This is a genomic window from Oceanisphaera sp. IT1-181 (assembly GCF_033807535.1).
In the GTDB taxonomy this organism is placed as follows: Bacteria; Pseudomonadota; Gammaproteobacteria; order Enterobacterales; family Aeromonadaceae; genus Oceanimonas.
The window spans coordinates 2,387,671-2,405,784 of record NZ_CP136856.1; the positions used below are offsets into that span (position 1 = coordinate 2,387,671).

Genomic DNA, 18,114 nt, shown 5'->3' on the forward strand with positions numbered 1-18,114 from the left:
TTTCACGGCAAAGCGGCATACTGGGCTCTGCGTCATCATCAGGAGAGCAATATGTTAATGGAGTCAGGTAAAGCGGCATTAATGGTTATCGATGTTCAGGAAAAACTGCTGCCAGCCATAGAGGACAGCGAGCAGTTGCATGCCCGTATTCAATGGCTAATTTCGGCCTGTCACACCCTTGATACCCCCACCTTATTTACCGAGCAATATCCCAAAGGCCTAGGCCATACCTTGCCTGAGTTACTAGCATTAGTCGCCGCGCCTGAAGTGGTCGAAAAAACGCACTTCTCTGCAGTGGCCGCCCATTGCCTGCCCGCACACTGGCAAGATTATTCTCAGGTCATAGTATGCGGCATGGAAACCCACGTTTGCGTACTGCAAACCGTGCTGGAGCTTATTCAAGCAGGTAAAGAAGTATTTGTGGTGGCGGATGCAGTGGGCAGTCGCAGTGTAGAAAACTGCGAACTGGGCTTAGCGCGCATGCGCCATGCAGGTGCGCATATTGTTAGCCGAGAAATGGTGGTGTTTGAGCTACTGCGCCAAGCAGGCAGCGAGCAATTTAAAACCATCAGTAAAGATTTTTTACGCGGCGAGCAGCCTTAACAGACGGTAAGGTGTGAGGTGAAAATAAAGCGTTGAGCGCCAGCATATGCTGCGCTCAATGTTGCTACGCAATCTCGCAGCTGAAGCAGCGACTACAAAAACACCCCCTTGTAGAAGCCGCTTTAGCCGGCTGGTGGCGCGCAGCGGCACAAAAACCATCAAACGACGTCGTATTTAAAAAATCATACCGTAGAAGCCGCTTCAGCTGGCTGGTGGCGCGTAGCGGCACGAAGAACTTAGAGGGGCTCAAAGTGCCTAGATTTAGGGGGTTCGGGTGGCCGTGAATCTGGCCAAATGCCCTCTTCTAATTGACCGCGCAGCTCCGGGTATTTCGCCACATCAAAGCTTGGGATCAATCCGAGCTTGCGCTGGCCGTTGTAATCTTTAGCGAGCTTAATCACCACCCCAGATAACAATAAGATGGCCACTAGGTTGATCATGGCCATTAAGCCCATGGAGATATAGGCCATGGTCCACATGGTATCTATCTTGCCAATGGCGCCAAACATCACCATGCCTAACGCAAACAGGCGAAAGGTAAACAAACCCGCAGTATTTTCATGCTCTAAGAACACCAAGTTATTTTCCGCATAGGCGTAGTTGGCCACTATGCTGGTGAAGGCAAAAAACAAAATCGCAATGGCAATAAAGGGACTACCCCAAGCACCCACCTCATGCGTCAGCGCGCGCTGGGTTAATTCAATACCGGTCACGCCTGAGCCTGGCTCAAATTGGCCAGACAATAAGATAATAGCGGCGGTACTGGTACAAATAACTAAGGTGTCGATAAACACGCCCAGCATCTGAATATACCCTTGAGACGCCGGATGTGGCGGATAGGGTACCGCCAAGGCCGCCGCGTTAGCCGCCGAGCCCATGCCCGCTTCATTAGAGAACAAGCCGCGCTTAATGCCGTTGATCAAGGCTTGAGTCATCGCATAACCGACCACGCCACCACCGGCTTGCTCTAAACCAAAGGCCGATTTGACGATCAACAACAAAATGCCGGGTATTTGGCCGAGGTTCATGACCACCACTATGAGTGCTATCAATAAATAGGCCAGCGCCATCACCGGCACAATCAGCTCGGCAAACCGCGCTATGGTGCGCAAGCCCCCAAACACAATCAGCCCCGCCAGCAACGACAATATAATGCCACTGACCCAAGTGGGAATATCAAACGCGACCTGCATGGCCAAGCTAATGGTATTGGCCTGCACTGCATTAAAGATTAAGCCAAAAGCGACAATTAAAAACACTGCAAATAAGGCGCCCATCCAGCGCAGCCCTAAGCCCCGCTCCATGTAGTAAGCCGGGCCGCCCCGATAGTTGCCCTCTTCGTCCGTCACTTTGTACAACTGGGCCAACGAACTTTCGGCGAAGGCGGTAGACATGCTAATTAAGGCGATCAGCCACATCCAAAAAATTGCCCCCGGCCCGCCCAAATACAGGGCGATGGCCACGCCGACCAAATTGCCCGCGCCCACACGGGCCGCCAAGCTGGTACAGAGCGCTTGAAATGAGGAAATGCCGGCCGCACTGCTGCTGCGGCTATGTTTAAGCACTGTAAACATATGATTAAAATGGCGAAACTGAATAAATCCCAGCCGTATCGTAAAGTAAGCCCCCGCTCCCAGCAGCATATAAACTAATAAACTTCCCCAGAGCAGGTCATTGATAAAATTGACCATGGCATCCATCACTATGCTCCTATGCAGTTAAAATTCATGAGCAAACTGGTACCTTTTATATACAAGCTGACCTTATTTTGTGCACATCATAGTCTAAACGGACCCAAAACGACCACTCTACGTGTTTACTCGGCCAATATCTGACGAAGACGGGTGCGCTGCATCTTATTCTTACCAGTATCTTGCACCGGACTTAGGCCTGAAGCGCCGAAAACGCGACCTCTGCCACAAGCTTGGCTTTATTTTGAGGGCCGGTATGGGTGATACTGTACTCCCGTTTTATGCTGACCCCATCAGGATCCTTTGTCATGACAGATAAGCTGACTCAATTGCGAGCTCTCACTACCGTAGTAGCCGACACCGGCGATATTGACGCTATTGGTAAATACCAGCCCCAAGACGCCACCACCAACCCGTCACTGATTTTAAAAGCGGCGCAAATTCCTGACTATCAACCCCTGATCACGCAAGCGGTAGACTGGGCCAAAGCCCAAAGTCAGGACGCTCAACAGCAACTGATGGATGCGTCAGACAAGTTGGCGGTGAACATTGGCTGCGAAATTCTCAAACTGATCCCTGGCCGCATTTCTACCGAAGTGGATGCGCGCTTATCATTTGATACCGAGGCTAGCATTAATAAAGCCCGCCACCTGATTGGCTTGTATCAAGCAGCCGGCATAGGCCGTGAGCGTATTTTAATTAAATTAGCGGCCACTTGGGAAGGTATTCGTGCCGCTGAAGTATTAGAGCAAGAAGGCATTAACTGTAACCTAACCTTGTTGTTCAGCTTTGCTCAGGCCCGCGCCTGCGCTGAAGCCGGCGCTTATCTGATTTCACCTTTTGTGGGCCGTATTCTGGATTGGTATAAGCAAAACACCGATCAACAAGACTACACCGCAGAGCAAGACCCAGGTGTGGTCTCGGTGACCGAGATTTACGACTACTACAAAGCGCACGGCTATAAAACCGTAGTGATGGGCGCGAGCTTCCGTAATATCGGCGAAATTTTGGCGCTGGCCGGCTGCGACCGCTTAACCATAGGCCCCAACTTATTAGAAGAGTTGCGCCAAGCCGAAGGTGAAGTCACGGTGAAGCTGCAAGATAAGGGTGCCACCCAAGCCCGCCCAACCGTGATGACCGAAGCCGAGTTCCGTTGGCAGCATAACCAAGATGCCATGGCCACCGAGAAGTTGGCCGAAGGTATTCGCAACTTTGCCGTAGATCAAAATAAGCTCGAAACTTTGCTTAGCGCACTCTTAGAAAAATAAGTTATAAAAACAATCTTCAGCTCAATCGATTGCGGTCAATAATATTAGCCGCAATCGAGCAAGTGCCAAAAAAAACAAACCCCGAGCCTCGCCAGCTCGGCGTTTTTTTTGGTTTGGCTTTTTATTTAATTTATAAATTCAGCTTAATAATTTTAGATTAATCACATCTGCTTAATAAACCCTGCTTGAGCCGCATAATATCGCCCTGTTAAATCTGCCCTGCTCGCTTAATCATTTAATTTCAATATCAATAACCCACGTTTAACTTCAACTTCGACTTTCACTATTATTGGTGAGCTCGGTGGTATTTATATGACTCCGGACTGCTTTTTGTAATTTATATGTAATAAATAACTTCTACTGTATAACTTATCGTGATATACCCTTATGGACTGCAACTGATAGTAAAATAGGAGAGAGCCCCATGGATAGGAGTAGCTTCAATCAGGACTTTGTGGTGGCGCCGTCTACTCGTGCTAAAACTCGTCAGCCTGCTAAAAAAGGCAGATGGCGGGAAATAGAAGCGATACAAGACCAAAAGCGCTTACAAGAAGAATTACAGCAATATGGCTGCACGCTCGATCTTGAAGAGTTAGCTGCCGAACTTGAACTGTAAGGTACGGGAATTTTAAGCGCCGCAAGGCGCTTTTTTATTGGCTGAATTTGAAGATCAATGGTGAATGGTGAATGGTGAATGGTGAATGGTGAATAACATCGAACTTAAACATAGAGTGCCAAGCTAGGCCGATCTTTTGTTGGTGGCCCTGCCTATTGTAGGTAAAGAATTAGATAAATAGTTCGGCAATGAGTGCGGACCACGGTTTCAGTTTTGCTGTGCAAACCGGCCGACGGTCATGGTATCTACGGTGTGAGCTTGTAGGCGTGGCCTTGCTTGACGATACTTAATACCGCTGCGCGCCATCAGCCAGCTTAAGCGGCCTCTACGTACTTTGTCTATCCTAAAACTCGTTAAACGACTGAATTAGCTACTCTTAATGCCTGTTTGCCAATATCATTCGACCTAGTGCACAGGCTTGGTGCAAAATAGCCTCCGCTTCTTTTTTAAATTAAGGACTTATTACATGCAATTACGTCTTATTGGAGCGGCCTTGCTGGCCCTAGCCTTAACGGGTTGTGCGAACAACTGGGGATTTAACAGCAATGTGTCGCCTGAGGGCATTAAAGATTATTACAAAGGCGACGGCGTCACCTTGTACAGCAAAGATCAATTGAATGAAGTAAATTACGTGACACTAGGTTCAGTTGAAGGCGAAGCGTGCCAGATGAAAGCCGTTGAAGCCCCACCTAAAGAAGCCGATGCACGCGCCAGCATTCGCCGCCGTGCCGCCGACATGGGCGCCAATGGCTTATTGCTCGACCGCTGCATTCGCTTTGAAGACATGCCCGGCTGTGTTGAGCAAGTGTTGTGCAGTGGCCAAGCACTTAAGGTTGCTAAGTAATGTCCACGCTTCCCCCAAGTGAGGCTCAGCCTAATAAAAGCCCAGCCTTAACCTTGGATCCGATTGGTATTATCCGCTCACCCTATAAAGAAAAATTTGCGGTGCCTCGCCAACCCGGTTTAGTAAGCCAAGCTCAGGCCCAGCTAGAAATGCTGCCGCCCTATAACGAGCCCAGCGCTTTTAGAGGGCTGGCCGAGTTCAGTCATTTGTGGTTGGTATTTGTGTTTCACCAAACTCAGGATAAAGGCTGGAACCCCACGGTGCGCCCGCCGCGCCTGGGTGGCAATGAGCGAGTGGGCGTATTTGCTACCCGCTCTACCTTTAGGCCCAATCCCTTGGGCTTATCCGTGGTGCGCCTGCTGGATATGTGTAAAGACGGCAACAAAGTGTGGTTAGAGCTGGGCGGTGTGGATCTGGTTGATGGCACGCCGGTCGTGGACATTAAGCCGTATCTGCCTTGGGTGGATGCGGTGCCCGATGCCCACGGCGGTTTTGCGCCAGCGCCGCCGGATTTAAACATGGAGGTGATTTTCACTCCCGCCGCCGAGCTGGTGTGTGCACGTTCGCATATCCCCAACTTACAGCAGTTTATTAGCGAGGTATTGGCCCAAGACCCAAGACCCGCTTATAAGCGCCAGCAACAACATTGGCAAGAATATGGCGTGCGTTTGCATCATTACAACGTGCGTTTTGAGGTGTTTGGCCACTTAACTCGGGTGCTTAGCCTAGAGATAATGCCGGATAATGCCCAATAAGATCTAGGGGCCGCACAGCGCGCACTATTTTTGCGCTTCTGCCAACGCAGCCCCCCTGTTACAATTAGCCTCTTTCGTCGTTTTTAAGCTCGGCGGTGAGGTTAAGCGCGACAGCGCCCCAGACTCCCTCACACAGCTCAGCACAATAAGGTTTCAGCACATGCGCACCACTCAATATTTGCTTTCCACTCTTAAAGAAACACCCAGCAATGCGGAAGTTATCAGCCACCAGCTGATGCTGCGCGCGGGCATGGTTCGCCGTTTGGCATCGGGCTTATACACCTGGCTCCCTAGTGGCCTGCGAGTATTGAATAAAGTGGCCGCGATTGTGCGTGAAGAAATGAACCGCGCCGGTGCCATCGAAATGCTGATGCCGGTAGTACAACCTGCCGAGCTGTGGCATGAAACTGGCCGTTGGGACAAATTTGGCCCTGAATTGCTGCGCATTAAAGACCGCAACGACCGTGGCTTCGTGTTGGGCCCTACCCACGAAGAAGTGATCACCGCAGTAGTGCGCAACGAAGTGTCATCTTATAAGCAATTGCCGCTGAATTTGTATCAAGTACAAACCAAGTTTCGTGATGAAGTGCGCCCGCGTTTTGGCGTGATGCGCTCTCGCGAATTCATCATGAAAGATGCCTACTCTTTTCATACCACCCAAGAAAGCTTAGAGCAGACCTATCAAGAGATGTACCAAGCTTACAGCCGCATCTTTGAGCGCATAGGCTTAGACTTTAGAGCCGTATTGGCAGACACAGGCGCCATTGGCGGCAGTGCTTCTCATGAGTTTCATGTGTTAGCACAAAGCGGTGAAGACGATATTGCCTTCTCTACTGAGTCTGATTACGCGGCCAACATTGAAATGGCCGAAGCATTGGCACCTAAAGCACAAGCCGACGCCGCCACTCAAGAATTGAAATTGGTCGATACGCCAAACGCTAAAACCATCAATGAGTTGGTAGAGCAATTTAGCTTAAACATAGAAAACACCGTTAAGACCCTGCTGGTTCATGCAGCGGAAGGTCAAGAATGCCCATTGGTCGCGTTGTTAGTGCGCGGCGACCATGAGCTAAACGAGATTAAAGCCGAGAAATTGGCCCAAGTGGCCAGCCCACTGACCTTTGCCACTGAAGATGAAATTCGCGAGCTGGTGGGTGCAGGCCCAGGCTCCATTGGCCCAGTAAAATTGCAGGTGCCTTTCATTGCTGATCGCAGTGTGGCCGTGATGAGCGACTTCGCCGCCGGTGCCAACATTGAAGACCAACACTACTTTGGCATTAACTGGGGTCGTGACCTTGAGCTTGGTGAAGTGGCCGATTTGCGCAACGTGCAAGAAGGCGACGCCAGCCCGTGTGGTCAAGGCGTGCTGCAAATTAAGCGCGGCATTGAAGTGGGCCATATCTTCCAGCTGGGCAATAACTACTCCAGCAAGATGAACGCCACCGTGTTAAACGAGCAAGGCAAGTCGACCATCTTAGAAATGGGTTGTTATGGCATAGGCGTGTCACGCATAGTCGCGGCGGCCATTGAGCAAAACCACGACGAGCGCGGCATTATTTGGCCAGAAGCCATTGCCCCTTTCCAAGTGGCCATCATTCCGATGAACATGCAAAAATCCCAAGCCGTGGCCGACGCCGCCACTCAGCTCTATGAAGAGCTGACCGCCTTAGGCATCGAAGTATTATTTGATGACCGCAAAGAGCGCCCAGGTGTGATGTTTGCGGATATGGAGCTGTTAGGTGTGCCCCATCACATTGTGATTGGCGATCGCAGCTTAGAGAATGGCGTAGTGGAATACAAAACCCGCCGCGAGGGTGAAAAGTCCGAAGTGGCATTAACCGACATAGTCGCCAAGTTAACAGCTGCGATTAAAGGTTAAGCCATAGCTCCTAGCGCTTAGCTAAACCAAGACACCTCCATGCTCAGCATGGGGGTGTTTTTTTATGCGCGCCGCACTCGGCGAAATATTCTGCTGCGCAGAATCGGCGAAGTCCTCTTTACCAAAGAGACGGCCGGCTACAAAGTGCCTGTCTTTTGTAGGAGCCAATTTATTCGGCTCGGTTTTGCTTTAGTTTAGGGAATTGATATCCAGCTACGCTGGCCGCCGGCTGCTCTTTATATGAAACATGCTAGCTACAAGCCTCCATTCACGGTGCAGTTCACACTTAACCCCCTCGTTACAAGCTTGGCTTTGTGCTTGATAAACAAACCCTTATACTGAACGAAAAGGGAGGGTAATTATGGACTCAGAAGAAAGTAACTCCTGCGCCTTAGTGCTGACTGGTGGCGGGGCTCGCGCCGCGTATCAGGTTGGCGTGCTCAAGGCGATTGCCGAGTGTTTCCCTCGGGGCCAAGCCATTCCCTTTCCCATATTGTGCGGCACGTCAGCTGGCGCCATTAATGCCACTGCACTGGCCTGTTACGCCTCTTGCTTTCACCTTGGGGTGCGCAAGTTAGAATACGTATGGAGCAATTTACACACCGAAGATGTACTGCGCTTGCAGGTGGGCAGAGTAGTGAGCCATTCACTCAAAAGCCTGTTGTTTGGCGCCTTAGGCAAGCCTACTCAAATTGCCTTGCCGTGGTTTGATAACAGCCCATTAGAGCGGTTATTAGAAAAGCTTATCGACTTTCAGCGTATCGATAACAACCTGCTTTATGGCGCGCTAGAAGTATTGGCGGTAACCGCATCAAACTACAACACCGGTGACTCCACCACCTTTTATCAAGGCCGCCCCTATCATGAGCCTTGGGTAAGAGCCGGTCGTTCGGGCCGCTCGGCCATTATTATGCCGCCCCATTTAATGGCCAGCAGTGCCCTGCCCTTTATTTTTAAGCCCTGCCGCTTACAAAATCATCACTACGGCGACGGCTCTATTCATCAGCTAAATCCGCTGAGCCCAGCCATTCATTTAGGGGCTAAGCGTATTTTAATTGTCAGCTTAGCGCCCGATGAAAAATGCGCAGACACCCTACCCAGCGACCCCAGCAGTTCCGACATTGCCGGCCATTTGCTGGATACGGTGTTTACCGATGCGCTAACCTCCGATATAGAACGACTGCAGCGCATTAATAACACCATTAAGCTGGTGCCTGAGCGCAAGCGCGAGCAATTAAGCCTGCGCCATATTGATAATCTAGTGCTCAAACCCAGTAAAAACTTAGACGACCTCACCCATAAGCACTTTCATAAGCTGCCCTATAACATTCGCTCTTTGTTACGATTATTTGGCGTCAACGCCGGCGATGCCACCGGCCTATCGAGCTTCTTGTTATTTGATCAGGATTATTGCAAAGAGTTAATTGCGTTAGGCTATCAAGATACCCAAGCCCGATTAGATGAAGTGTGCGGTTTTTTGGCGATAGAGCCGAAGAAGAAAAAATAGCGCCCAGCACCAAGCGCTGAGCTAAAATATAAAAAGGCAGGAATACTTTGCGACCGCCGCACTAACAAGAGCCTGTTCAATATCAATTTTTTTGATTTGTAAGATCTTAACCCTAGCGAGTCTCTTTCGCTCTTATCTCTATTTTTCCGTGCGTTCCGTGTTCTTCCGTGGCAAAAATAGCTTTAGTTTTGGATTTAGCTGGGCGCCGGGCGCTTAGTGCTCGGCACTGCCTTTAAAACCCCAACACTTCTTTGGCAAACGGTGTGCTGAGCTTGCGCTTGGCTTGGAAGGAGGCGTTGTCGAGTAAATCCAATGCGGCTAACAATGTGCTCATATCTCGTGATAAACGACTGAGTAAAAACCGCCCCACATCGGTAGGCAGCTTAAAACCGCGCAATTCTGAGCGCAGCTGAAGAGCGCTGAGCTTACCTTCATCATCCAGAGGTTTGAGCTGATAAGCCACGCCCCAATCGAGGCGCGAGGCCAGATCTGGCAAACTTAATCCTAAATGGCGCGGCGCATTAGTAGCGGTGACAACCAAAGAGCCGAGCCCTCGATCATGGCGACGGTTAAAGAAGTTAAACACCGCCTGCTCCCACGCTGCAACGCCTGCGATAGCATCTAAGTTATCTAAGCAAACCAGTGCTAAGTGCTCCATGCCATCCAGCATCTGGGGCGACATTTGCCCGTGCAAGTCCAACGAGATATAGCCCGCTGCATCCTGCTCGCCGTCCAGCTCGGCACAGGCCGCGTGCAATAAGTGCGAACGGCCACTGCCCTCTTGCCCCCAAAAATAGAGCAAGTCATCACCTTGGCCAATGGCGGCGTTTTTAAGCGCCGTGATCAGCTGAGCATTATCGCCGGTATAAAAACTGGCAAAGGTTTCATCGTCAGGTAGCTGCACCGCCAGCGCTAGCTGGGTTGGCGGATTAGGTTCGTCATCGCTACTCATCTAAGCCAAGCTCCTCGCTGCGGGCCGCATTTGGCAGCGGGGATGAGTCGCAGTAAGCAATTTCTCAATATCTGTTCGCCATCTTTAATAAGCGGGAGTCCATCTTAACGAGCGCAGCTTTTGCAAACCAAACTCAGCTAGGACGGGTTCTGGGTAAGATCAGATTCAATAAGATGCCGACTATACCGCATAAGCTAATGCCTTGTAGGCTAAAGCCACCGATACCAAACGCCATGCCGCCGATACCAAAGATCAAAATCACCGCCACTATGCACAAGTTACGGGCCTGCGATAAATCCACTTGGTGTTTGATCAGGCTATTTAGACCCACGGTGGCGATGGAGCCAAACAGTAAGATCATGATGCCGCCCATCACAGGTGTGGGGATACTCAGCATAAGCGCACCAAACTTACCGACAAATGCTAGAACGATGGCAAAGCCCGCCGCCCAGGTCATGATCACCGGATTAAAGTTTTTGGTCAGCATCACCGCCCCCGTCACCTCAGAATACGTGGTGTTCGGCGGTCCGCCAAAACAAGACGCACCTATGGTGGCGATGCCGTCACCCAAGATGGTGCGATGCAAACCGGGCTTTTTCAGATAATCTTTGCCGGTAACCGAGCTAATGGCCAAGATATCGCCGATATGCTCAATGGCCGGCGCTATGGCCACCGGTAACATAAATAACACCGCCTGCCAGTGCCACTCAGGAGCGACAAAGTGCGGCATGGAAACCCAAGCAGCGTTTTGTACCGGAGCAAAGTCTACCACCCCAAACCCGAGTGCTAAGCCATAACCCACGGCAATACCCGCACTAATGGGTACCAAGCGAAACACGCCTTTAGCCATGGTTGAGACCAATAAGGTGGTGAGCAATGCCGGCAAGGATAACCAAAGCGCGATATCGTGCTCGATTAATACCGCAGAGCCATCTCCCGTCTTACCAATGGCCATGTTTACCGCCATCGGCGCTAAGCCAAGGCCTATCACCATGATCACCGGCCCCACCACCACAGGTGGCAGTAAGCGCGTCAGCAAGGCCGTGCCCCGCCAACGGATAAGTTGGCTCAGCAACACATACATAACGCCGGCCGCCATAATGCCGCTCATGGTGGCCGGAATACCCCAGGTTTGTACGCCATATAAAATGGGCGCGATAAAGGCAAACGAAGAGGCTAAAAAGATCGGCACTTGGCGCTTAGTACACACTTGAAACAGCAAGGTGCCTATACCGGCAGTAAACAAAGCCACGTTAGGATCAAGACCGGTGATCAGCGGCATTAGTACCAAGGCGCCAAAGGCCACAAACAGCATTTGTGAGCCGGCGATGGCGGTGTGCAACCGTGACTCAACCGCTGACGATTGAGGGTTTAACGGTTGAGGGTTAGCCGGAGGCGTTGAGCTGGGCGCGGGAGTGTGGGGTTGTGAACTCATGGATCTGACCTTGCGTAAATGTAGGCAGAAAAAAACCGGCTATTGCCGGCTTCTTAACGTAATAGATTATTTAGTACCAAATATTTTATCGCCCGCATCACCGAGCCCAGGAATGATGTAGCCATTGCTATCAAGGCGCTCATCAATAGAAGCACAATACAGCTCCACCTCTGGGTGTGCCGCTTCTAACGCCTTAATGCCTTCGGGGGCCGCTACCAGCACTATCACCTTAAAGTGGCGACAGCCTTTTTCTTTTAACAGGTCAATAGTGGCAATCATGGAGCCGCCGGTGGCCAGCATAGGATCCACAATCAGCGCCAAGCGCTCATCAATATGGCTGACCAACTTATTGAAATAGTGCACCGGCTGTAAGGTTTCTTCATCACGATACACACCCACCACGCTGACCCGCGCGCCTGGCATATGCTCCAGTACGCCGTCCATCATGCCCAAACCGGCGCGCAAAATAGGCACGACTGTGACTTTTTTACCTTTAAGCTGGTCGACAACCGTGGGGCCGTTCCAACCTTCAATGGTGGTTTTTTCCGTCTCAAAGTCGGCCGTGGCTTCGTAGGTCAGCAAGCTACCCACTTCTCTGGCCAGCTCACGAAAGCGTTTGGTGCTAATGTCGGCTTCGCGCATTAACCCTAACTTGTGTTTCACCAAAGGGTGCTTAACCTCAACGACTTTCATTCACGTATTCTCCCGACTGGACTGGTATAACTGGGGGCGCATAACTGGACTTAGCATAAAAGAGCCATGCATAAAGAGCCACGCACAAAAAACCGCAGAATTTTAGCATAAAATAGTACAGAGCGGCAGAATTTTCTAACGCCCACCTGCATCACGCTCAGCAGATCTTAGCCCATCACTGGAGTAGCTACCGAGCATAGACCTTCGAAGTGTGACCGCTGGCGGTACGCGATGCGTCTTACGTATTACGCTGTACGCCTTACGCCTTACGCTTTAACTGACGGCATATAGCTTACGGCGGTTATTAGATTTAGCTCGGCGCTTTATTTTTCCCTTCACCCTGCACTCCTCACCCCTCACTCCTCAGGGTGTTTAGGTGGCACTGCTTCGCGCATTAAATTAGAATAGCGACCGAAACCGTGACTAACAGACGGAAGCGTTGTACTTCTGCTTATGCCGAACCCCAAATGAGGCAAGCAGATGCATCATCCGCCGCTAGGCTAACCTCCGTTAGGCTATCCGCCGTTAGACAAGTCCGTTCCTAAAAATAATGACAAGGTAACCACTCGTGACGCAGAACAAACCCCTGAGCTACAAAGACGCCGGTGTAGATATCGACGCTGGTAATGCCCTGGTTGAACGCATTAAAGGCGTTAGCCGTCGCACACACCGCCCAGAAGTAATGGGCGGACTCGGGGGCTTTGGCGCTTTGTGCCAGCTTCCCACCGGCTATAAAGAACCGGTATTAGTGGCCGGCACCGACGGTGTGGGCACTAAGCTGCGCTTGGCGATTGATTTAAAACGCCACCAAGGTGTGGGCATCGACTTAGTCGCCATGTGCGTGAACGACTTAATCGTACAAGGTGGCGAGCCACTGTTTTTCCTCGACTATTATGCCACCGGCAAGCTAGACGTAGATGCGGCGGCCGAAGTGGTCACCGGCATAGGCAAGGGCTGTGAGCTGAGCGGTTGTGCATTGATTGGCGGCGAAACCGCAGAAATGCCCGGCATGTATCAAGCTGGCGATTACGACTTAGCTGGCTTTTGCGTTGGCGTGGTGGAAAAGAGCGAAATTATCGATGGCACTAAAGTGGGAGCCGGTGATGCACTGATCGCTTTGGCCTCAAGCGGCCCGCACTCCAACGGTTTCTCGTTGATCCGCAAAATTTTAGAAGTGAGCAAGGCGGATCTGCAGCAGCCATTAGGTGATGCTACCTTGGCCGATGCCTTGATGGAGCCAACCCGCATCTATGTGAAGCCGGTATTAGCGCTGATCAAGAAGTTCGACATTCATGCACTAAGCCACATTACCGGCGGCGGCTTCTGGGAAAACATTCCTCGCGTGTTGCCAAAAGGCACCAAGGCCATCGTCGATGGTGCTAGCTGGCAGTGGCCAGAAGTGTTTAGTTGGTTACAAACTGCCGGCAACGTAGAGACCAAAGAAATGTATCGCACCTTTAACTGTGGTGTGGGCATGGTTATCGCCCTGCCTGCTGAGCAAGCAGCAGCGGCAGTACAGTTTATGCAAGACAAAGGCGAGCAATGCTGGTTAATTGGCAGCATTGATAATGCCGCCGAGGGCGAAGAGCAGGTCGAAATTAAATGACCCGCAGCACCATAACTAGTAGCCCTATGACCCGAATAGTAGTGCTGATTTCAGGCAACGGCAGTAACTTACAAGCCTTGTTGGATCAGTCTGATGCAGGGCAATTGGGCGGCGAAATTGTGGCTGTGATTAGCAACAAGGCCGACGCCCACGGCTTAGCGCGTGCCAAAGCCGCGGGCGTTGCCACGCAAGTGGTGGCCAATGTTGACTACGCGGATCGCGCTACTTTTGATACGGCGCTAATACAGGCCATAGATGAATATCAGGCGAACTTGGTAGTGCTCGCGGGCTTTATGCGTATTTTAACGCCAGAGTTTGTGCGCCATTATCAAAACCGACTGCTCAATATTCATCCGTCTTTGCTGCCTCGCTATCAAGGCTTGCACACTCATCAAAAAGCCATTGATGCCAAGGATGAAGAGCACGGTTGCAGCGTGCACTTTGTCACCGAAGAGCTGGATGGCGGCCCAGTGATCTTACAAGCACGAGTACCTGTGTTTGAAGATGACGATGCCGCAAGTCTCGCCGAGCGCGTGCAAGTACAAGAGCATGCCATCTACCCGCTCACGGTGCGTTGGTTTTGCGATGGCCGTGCGGTGATGCAACAAGGCAAAGCCTACCTAGACGGCGCTTTGTTGCCGACTCAGGGTTATGCGCAAGAATAAAAGATAGCGCCAGCTATCAGCGCCAAGCTAAATAAAAACCCCGAGCCGCACAGCTTGGGGTTTTATTTTTTGGCTGCCATCTTGGACGCAATAGCGCTTTTAACGTAAAATGCCCCTCCATTTTATTCCTACATTCATGCCTGCTCTACTTTCGTTTTTAGCCATGCCGCTATTATTTATTAGCTGAAATGTTAGCTGAGCTGTGGGCTGAAACTTACTCACGTATTCAATGTTCACCTTAAGGTACTTTTTTATGGCAGATACCACGCCAGCTGCTCGCCCTCTTAACAGAACCGCCATTTTAGTGGTATTAGCGCTCGGCACCTTTATTTTAGGGTTGGCTGAATTCTCCATGATGCCGATGCTGCCGCTTATTAGTGACACCTTTAATTCCACCCCCTCTCAAAGTGGTTATGCGATTAGCGCCTATGCCATAGGGGTGGTGGTCGGTGCGCCCATTTTAATGCTCGCCACCGCCAATATAAGAAAACGCACCGCGCTGCTGATATTTTTAAGCTTAATGTGCTTAGCCAATAGCTTAAGTGCGTTCGCCAACTCTCTAGAACAACTGGTGTTATTTCGATTTTTAAGCGGCCTGCCCCATGGCGCCTATTTTGGTGCGGCGATTTTATTAGCCTCAGAGATTGCGCCCCAAGGCCAGCGCGCCAGCTTTATGTCGAAAGTCTTTATGGGATTGACCATCGCCACAATAGTTGGAGTGCCCATTGTGACCTTAGTCGGGCAGCATCTTAGCTGGCGTTACTGCTTAGCAGGGGCCGGTGGCTTAGCCTTCATTGCCTTTATTTTCGTCTATAAGGTGGTGCCCAACGTTAAGAACAGCGAACCCTCTAATCTGCTCAACGAGTTTGGCGTCCTTAAAAACAAGCTGGTGTGGTCTATTTTAGGCATAGTGATCATCGGCTTTGGTGGCGTATTTTGTATTTACACCTACATTGCCGACACCATTTTAGTGGTCACTGACACTCCCGCCTACACCATATCCATCGCTATGGTGATGTTTGGTATCGGCTCTACGTTGGGTAATTATGTGCTGGGAAAAGCCGCCGATAAATCGGCCATTAACACCACAGGGCTAGTACTGGTGGGGACTATTATCTTTGCACTGGCCTATGTAAGCGCCAGCCATAATATTTGGTTGCTTTATGGGGTGATATTTTTTATCGGCTGCAGTCTCGGCTTAGCCACCTTGATCCAAACCTTACTGATGGATGTGTCACCGAATGGCCATGCCATGATAGGCGCACTTGTACAATGTGCATTTAATATCGCCAATGCCATTGGCCCTTGGGTAGGCGGCATTGTGATTGCAGAAGGTGCAACGCCCAATCAAACGGGCTATGTAGCAGCGGCGTTATTTAGCGGCGGCTTAATCATGTGGGCGCTTAGTTACTTACAGATAGTAAACAAACAACCCAAGCTTGAAGCCGTAAGCAGCACGGTATAACCAATGTGGCTTGAGTGGCCAGTTTGCCTCTTAAAGACACAAGATTTTTTGCAACGGAAGAACGCGGAACGCACGGAAAAAGTGGTCATATCTGAATAAAGCCTGTTAAGAGTGAGGAGGACAACCTAATGACTCCCCTCTTAACTTCTTTGTTTTGCTCTTACCCATACCTGATTACCAACAAAGCTCAGCCATGTTGCAGTGAACTAATCACCAATAAATTCAAAAAGTTACATGGAGTGACTCATATTTTCGGTAAGAATATGGGGCTCAGTTTGGTATTGCGACCTTGTAGGGGCCCGTCTCTTCGGCGAAGAGGACTTCGGCCCGGTTTGGTGTTTTGGTCTAAATCTAAACCTCAGTAACAGCCAGCAAAGCTGGCCAGCCGAATAAATTGGCTGCTACAAAGAACAAACCTAAACAACGCACATCATGGCTGAAGTTCATACGTAATCAGGTACCCATAAGCTCACTTGGTACTTTTCGCTCTTATATCAGCTTAATTTTTCCGCGTATTCTGCGGGTTCCGTTGCCGAAAAGATCTTTAATCTCTTAGCTTTGGGCTTTTAATCCAACTGCTGGCTAAAGGCGCATAAGGCCTGCATTTGTGTCGCGATCAGCGTGTTCGTGGTCTCATCAAGTAATTGGCCTTGGGCATCAAATTTTTCATGAGCCTGACCAATCATGATTTCGGGCTTATTCAACACATGCACATCTAAGCACACCAAAATTTGGCGTAAATGATATTGCACCCGGACACCACCTAACATGCCCATGCTGGCGCTAATAATGGCCGCCGGTTTACCCGCCAATGGCTGCGGCGCTTGGCGAGATAACCAGTCAATTAGGTTCTTTAAGGCGCCCGGCAGCGAATAATTATATTCAGGCGTAGCCCATAAGATGGCATCCGCCGCCCGCACTTTTTCCGCAATATCCAATACCAAGAGTGGCGTGTTTTGGTCGGCTTGATCTTGGTTATATAAAGGCAGTGCTGAGTAGTCGATCAACTCAATCTCACAATTCTCGGGCGCCAGCTGTTGCGCCGCCTTAATGGCCATAGTGTTAAAAGAGGCGGCACGTAAGCTGCCAGAAAAGGCAATAATTTTGGTTTTTGTCATCGGTTATCCTTGATTGTGAGCCGAGTGCAGAGCACAGGTTTGCGTAAGGCCGCTAAGCGCCGAGCGAGCGTATAAACACTGCTCTTTGTTGAGTTGGGTGCATCAGAACCTGCGGGGCAGGTTTTCGCGGTTAAAACGCGCGACTACATCCTTGCAATATGCCAATCTCGGCGTTGTTGTTGGTTTGTCCCCTTCATCCCTCACCCTTCACCCTTTACCCGCTACGTTAAGTCCGTGGCTGCGATACGCTCACCCAATAAGAACAGATTGAACTCGCCGGGCTGCATTTTTTGCCACGGCTCATCATGGGTCAGCGGCTGGGTGGCAATCACGGTGACTACGTCGTTGGGCGTGGTTTCTTTTTGAAAGTCAATTTCCACGTCTTCATCGATTAAGCGTGCCGGCCCAAAAGGCGCGCGACGCGTTAACCAATGCAGATTATTGGTGCAATAGGTCATCAGGTATTCGCCGTCGCTGAGCAGCATATTAAATACCCCCAAACCACGCAGCTCATCACACAAGGTAGCCACATATTCAAACATCTCGCTCATGGCCGATGCATCTTGTGGCTTAGTGGGATATTGGCGCTCCATGGCATCCAAAATCCAGCAAAACGCCAATTCACTGTCGGTTTCACCCACCGGAATATGACGACCAATCGTGAGATGACTGTAATCGGTCAGCTGCCCATTGTGGGCAAAGGTCCAATAACGGCCCCATAGCTCACGGGTAAAGGGATGGGTATTCTCCAGCGCTATGCCGCCACGATTCGCTTGGCGAATATGGCTGATCACCGAGCAGCTTTTAATGGGGTATTCTTGCACCAATTTGGCGATGCGCGACTGGCTAGAGGGCTGAGGATCTTTAAAAGTACGCAGGCCCTTGCCCTCGTAAAATACAATGCCCCAACCATCTTTATGGGGTCCGGTGCGCCCACCTCTTTGCATTAAGCCGGTAAAGCTAAAACAAATATCCGTGGGCACATTGGCGCTCATCCCTAGCAATTCACACATATGT

Annotated in this window: 16 protein-coding genes; 10 read left to right on the forward strand and 6 right to left on the reverse strand. The window is 50.6% G+C overall.

Annotation, left to right across the window (positions count from 1 at the left end):
* Nucleotides 1-51 precede the first annotated feature (51 nt).
* Nucleotides 52-603: a hydrolase gene (locus R0134_RS10620; protein ID WP_319781886.1), complete on the forward strand. Its 552-nt coding sequence runs from the start codon at nt 52-54 to the stop codon at nt 601-603.
* A 236-nt stretch (nt 604-839) separates the two neighbouring features.
* Here the strand turns inward: R0134_RS10620 and R0134_RS10625 are convergent, their stop codons facing one another.
* Nucleotides 840-2,303 (reverse strand): sodium:alanine symporter family protein, encoded by a 1,464-nt coding sequence (locus R0134_RS10625; protein ID WP_319781887.1) that lies wholly within the window; start codon nt 2,301-2,303, stop codon nt 840-842.
* A gap of 299 nt (nt 2,304-2,602) precedes the next feature.
* Between R0134_RS10625 and tal the strand changes: the two genes are divergently transcribed.
* The 6 genes from tal (at nt 2,603) to R0134_RS10655 (ending at nt 9,163) form a co-directional block, all read left to right on the forward strand.
* A complete protein-coding gene (gene tal / locus R0134_RS10630) occupies nt 2,603-3,562 on the forward strand; it encodes a transaldolase (RefSeq protein ID WP_319781889.1) in 960 nt (319 codons plus the stop codon).
* Nucleotides 3,563-3,986: 424 nt separating this feature from the next.
* A complete protein-coding gene (locus R0134_RS10635; protein ID WP_087037733.1) occupies nt 3,987-4,178 on the forward strand; it encodes a DUF3545 family protein in 192 nt (63 codons plus the stop codon).
* A 466-nt stretch (nt 4,179-4,644) separates the two neighbouring features.
* A complete protein-coding gene (gene rcsF, locus R0134_RS10640; RefSeq protein WP_319781890.1) occupies nt 4,645-5,022 on the forward strand; it encodes an Rcs stress response system protein RcsF in 378 nt (125 codons plus the stop codon).
* Nucleotides 5,022-5,777 carry a tRNA (N6-threonylcarbamoyladenosine(37)-N6)-methyltransferase TrmO gene (tsaA, locus tag R0134_RS10645; protein WP_319781892.1) on the forward strand — a complete coding sequence of 252 codons (756 nt, stop codon included), beginning with the start codon at nt 5,022-5,024 and terminating at the stop codon, nt 5,775-5,777. The genes rcsF and tsaA overlap by 1 nt, the downstream gene beginning before the upstream one ends.
* Nucleotides 5,778-5,937: 160 nt before the next feature.
* Nucleotides 5,938-7,656 (forward strand): proline--tRNA ligase, encoded by a 1,719-nt coding sequence (locus tag R0134_RS10650; protein WP_319781893.1) that lies wholly within the window; start codon nt 5,938-5,940, stop codon nt 7,654-7,656.
* 361 nt (nt 7,657-8,017) lie between these two features.
* Nucleotides 8,018-9,163 carry a patatin-like phospholipase family protein gene (locus tag R0134_RS10655; RefSeq protein ID WP_319781895.1) on the forward strand — a complete coding sequence of 382 codons (1,146 nt, stop codon included), beginning with the start codon at nt 8,018-8,020 and terminating at the stop codon, nt 9,161-9,163.
* 232 nt (nt 9,164-9,395) lie between these two features.
* Here the strand turns inward: R0134_RS10655 and hda are convergent, their stop codons facing one another.
* From hda to upp, 3 genes are all read right to left on the reverse strand, one after another.
* Nucleotides 9,396-10,115, reverse strand: a complete 720-nt coding sequence (gene hda, locus R0134_RS10660) for a DnaA inactivator Hda (RefSeq protein ID WP_319781897.1) — start codon at nt 10,113-10,115, stop codon at nt 9,396-9,398.
* A 133-nt stretch (nt 10,116-10,248) separates the two neighbouring features.
* Entirely contained in the window at nt 10,249-11,430 is a 1,182-nt protein-coding gene (locus R0134_RS10665) for a uracil-xanthine permease family protein (RefSeq protein WP_319784354.1), read from the reverse strand.
* Nucleotides 11,431-11,616: 186 nt separating this feature from the next.
* Nucleotides 11,617-12,243, reverse strand: a complete 627-nt coding sequence (gene upp, locus R0134_RS10670; RefSeq protein WP_087037718.1) for a uracil phosphoribosyltransferase — start codon at nt 12,241-12,243, stop codon at nt 11,617-11,619.
* 568 nt (nt 12,244-12,811) lie between these two features.
* On the opposite strand from upp, the gene purM reads away from it, so the two are divergent.
* From purM to R0134_RS10685, 3 genes are all read left to right on the forward strand, one after another.
* Complete coding sequence (gene purM / locus R0134_RS10675) at nt 12,812-13,849, forward strand: phosphoribosylformylglycinamidine cyclo-ligase (protein WP_319781898.1); 1,038 nt, start codon at nt 12,812-12,814, stop codon at nt 13,847-13,849.
* Nucleotides 13,850-13,875: 26 nt separating this feature from the next.
* Nucleotides 13,876-14,514: a phosphoribosylglycinamide formyltransferase gene (gene purN / locus R0134_RS10680; RefSeq protein WP_319781899.1), complete on the forward strand. Its 639-nt coding sequence runs from the start codon at nt 13,876-13,878 to the stop codon at nt 14,512-14,514.
* Nucleotides 14,515-14,767: 253 nt separating this feature from the next.
* Nucleotides 14,768-15,979 (forward strand): MFS transporter, encoded by a 1,212-nt coding sequence (locus R0134_RS10685; RefSeq protein ID WP_319781900.1) that lies wholly within the window; start codon nt 14,768-14,770, stop codon nt 15,977-15,979.
* 566 nt (nt 15,980-16,545) lie between these two features.
* Here R0134_RS10685 and R0134_RS10690 read toward each other — a convergent pair.
* Nucleotides 16,546-17,097, reverse strand: a complete 552-nt coding sequence (locus tag R0134_RS10690) for an NAD(P)H-dependent oxidoreductase (RefSeq protein ID WP_319781901.1) — start codon at nt 17,095-17,097, stop codon at nt 16,546-16,548.
* Nucleotides 17,098-17,318: 221 nt separating this feature from the next.
* Nucleotides 17,319-18,110: a class II glutamine amidotransferase gene (locus R0134_RS10695; RefSeq protein ID WP_319781903.1), complete on the reverse strand. Its 792-nt coding sequence runs from the start codon at nt 18,108-18,110 to the stop codon at nt 17,319-17,321.
* Between the last annotated feature and the right edge of the window lie 4 nt (nt 18,111-18,114).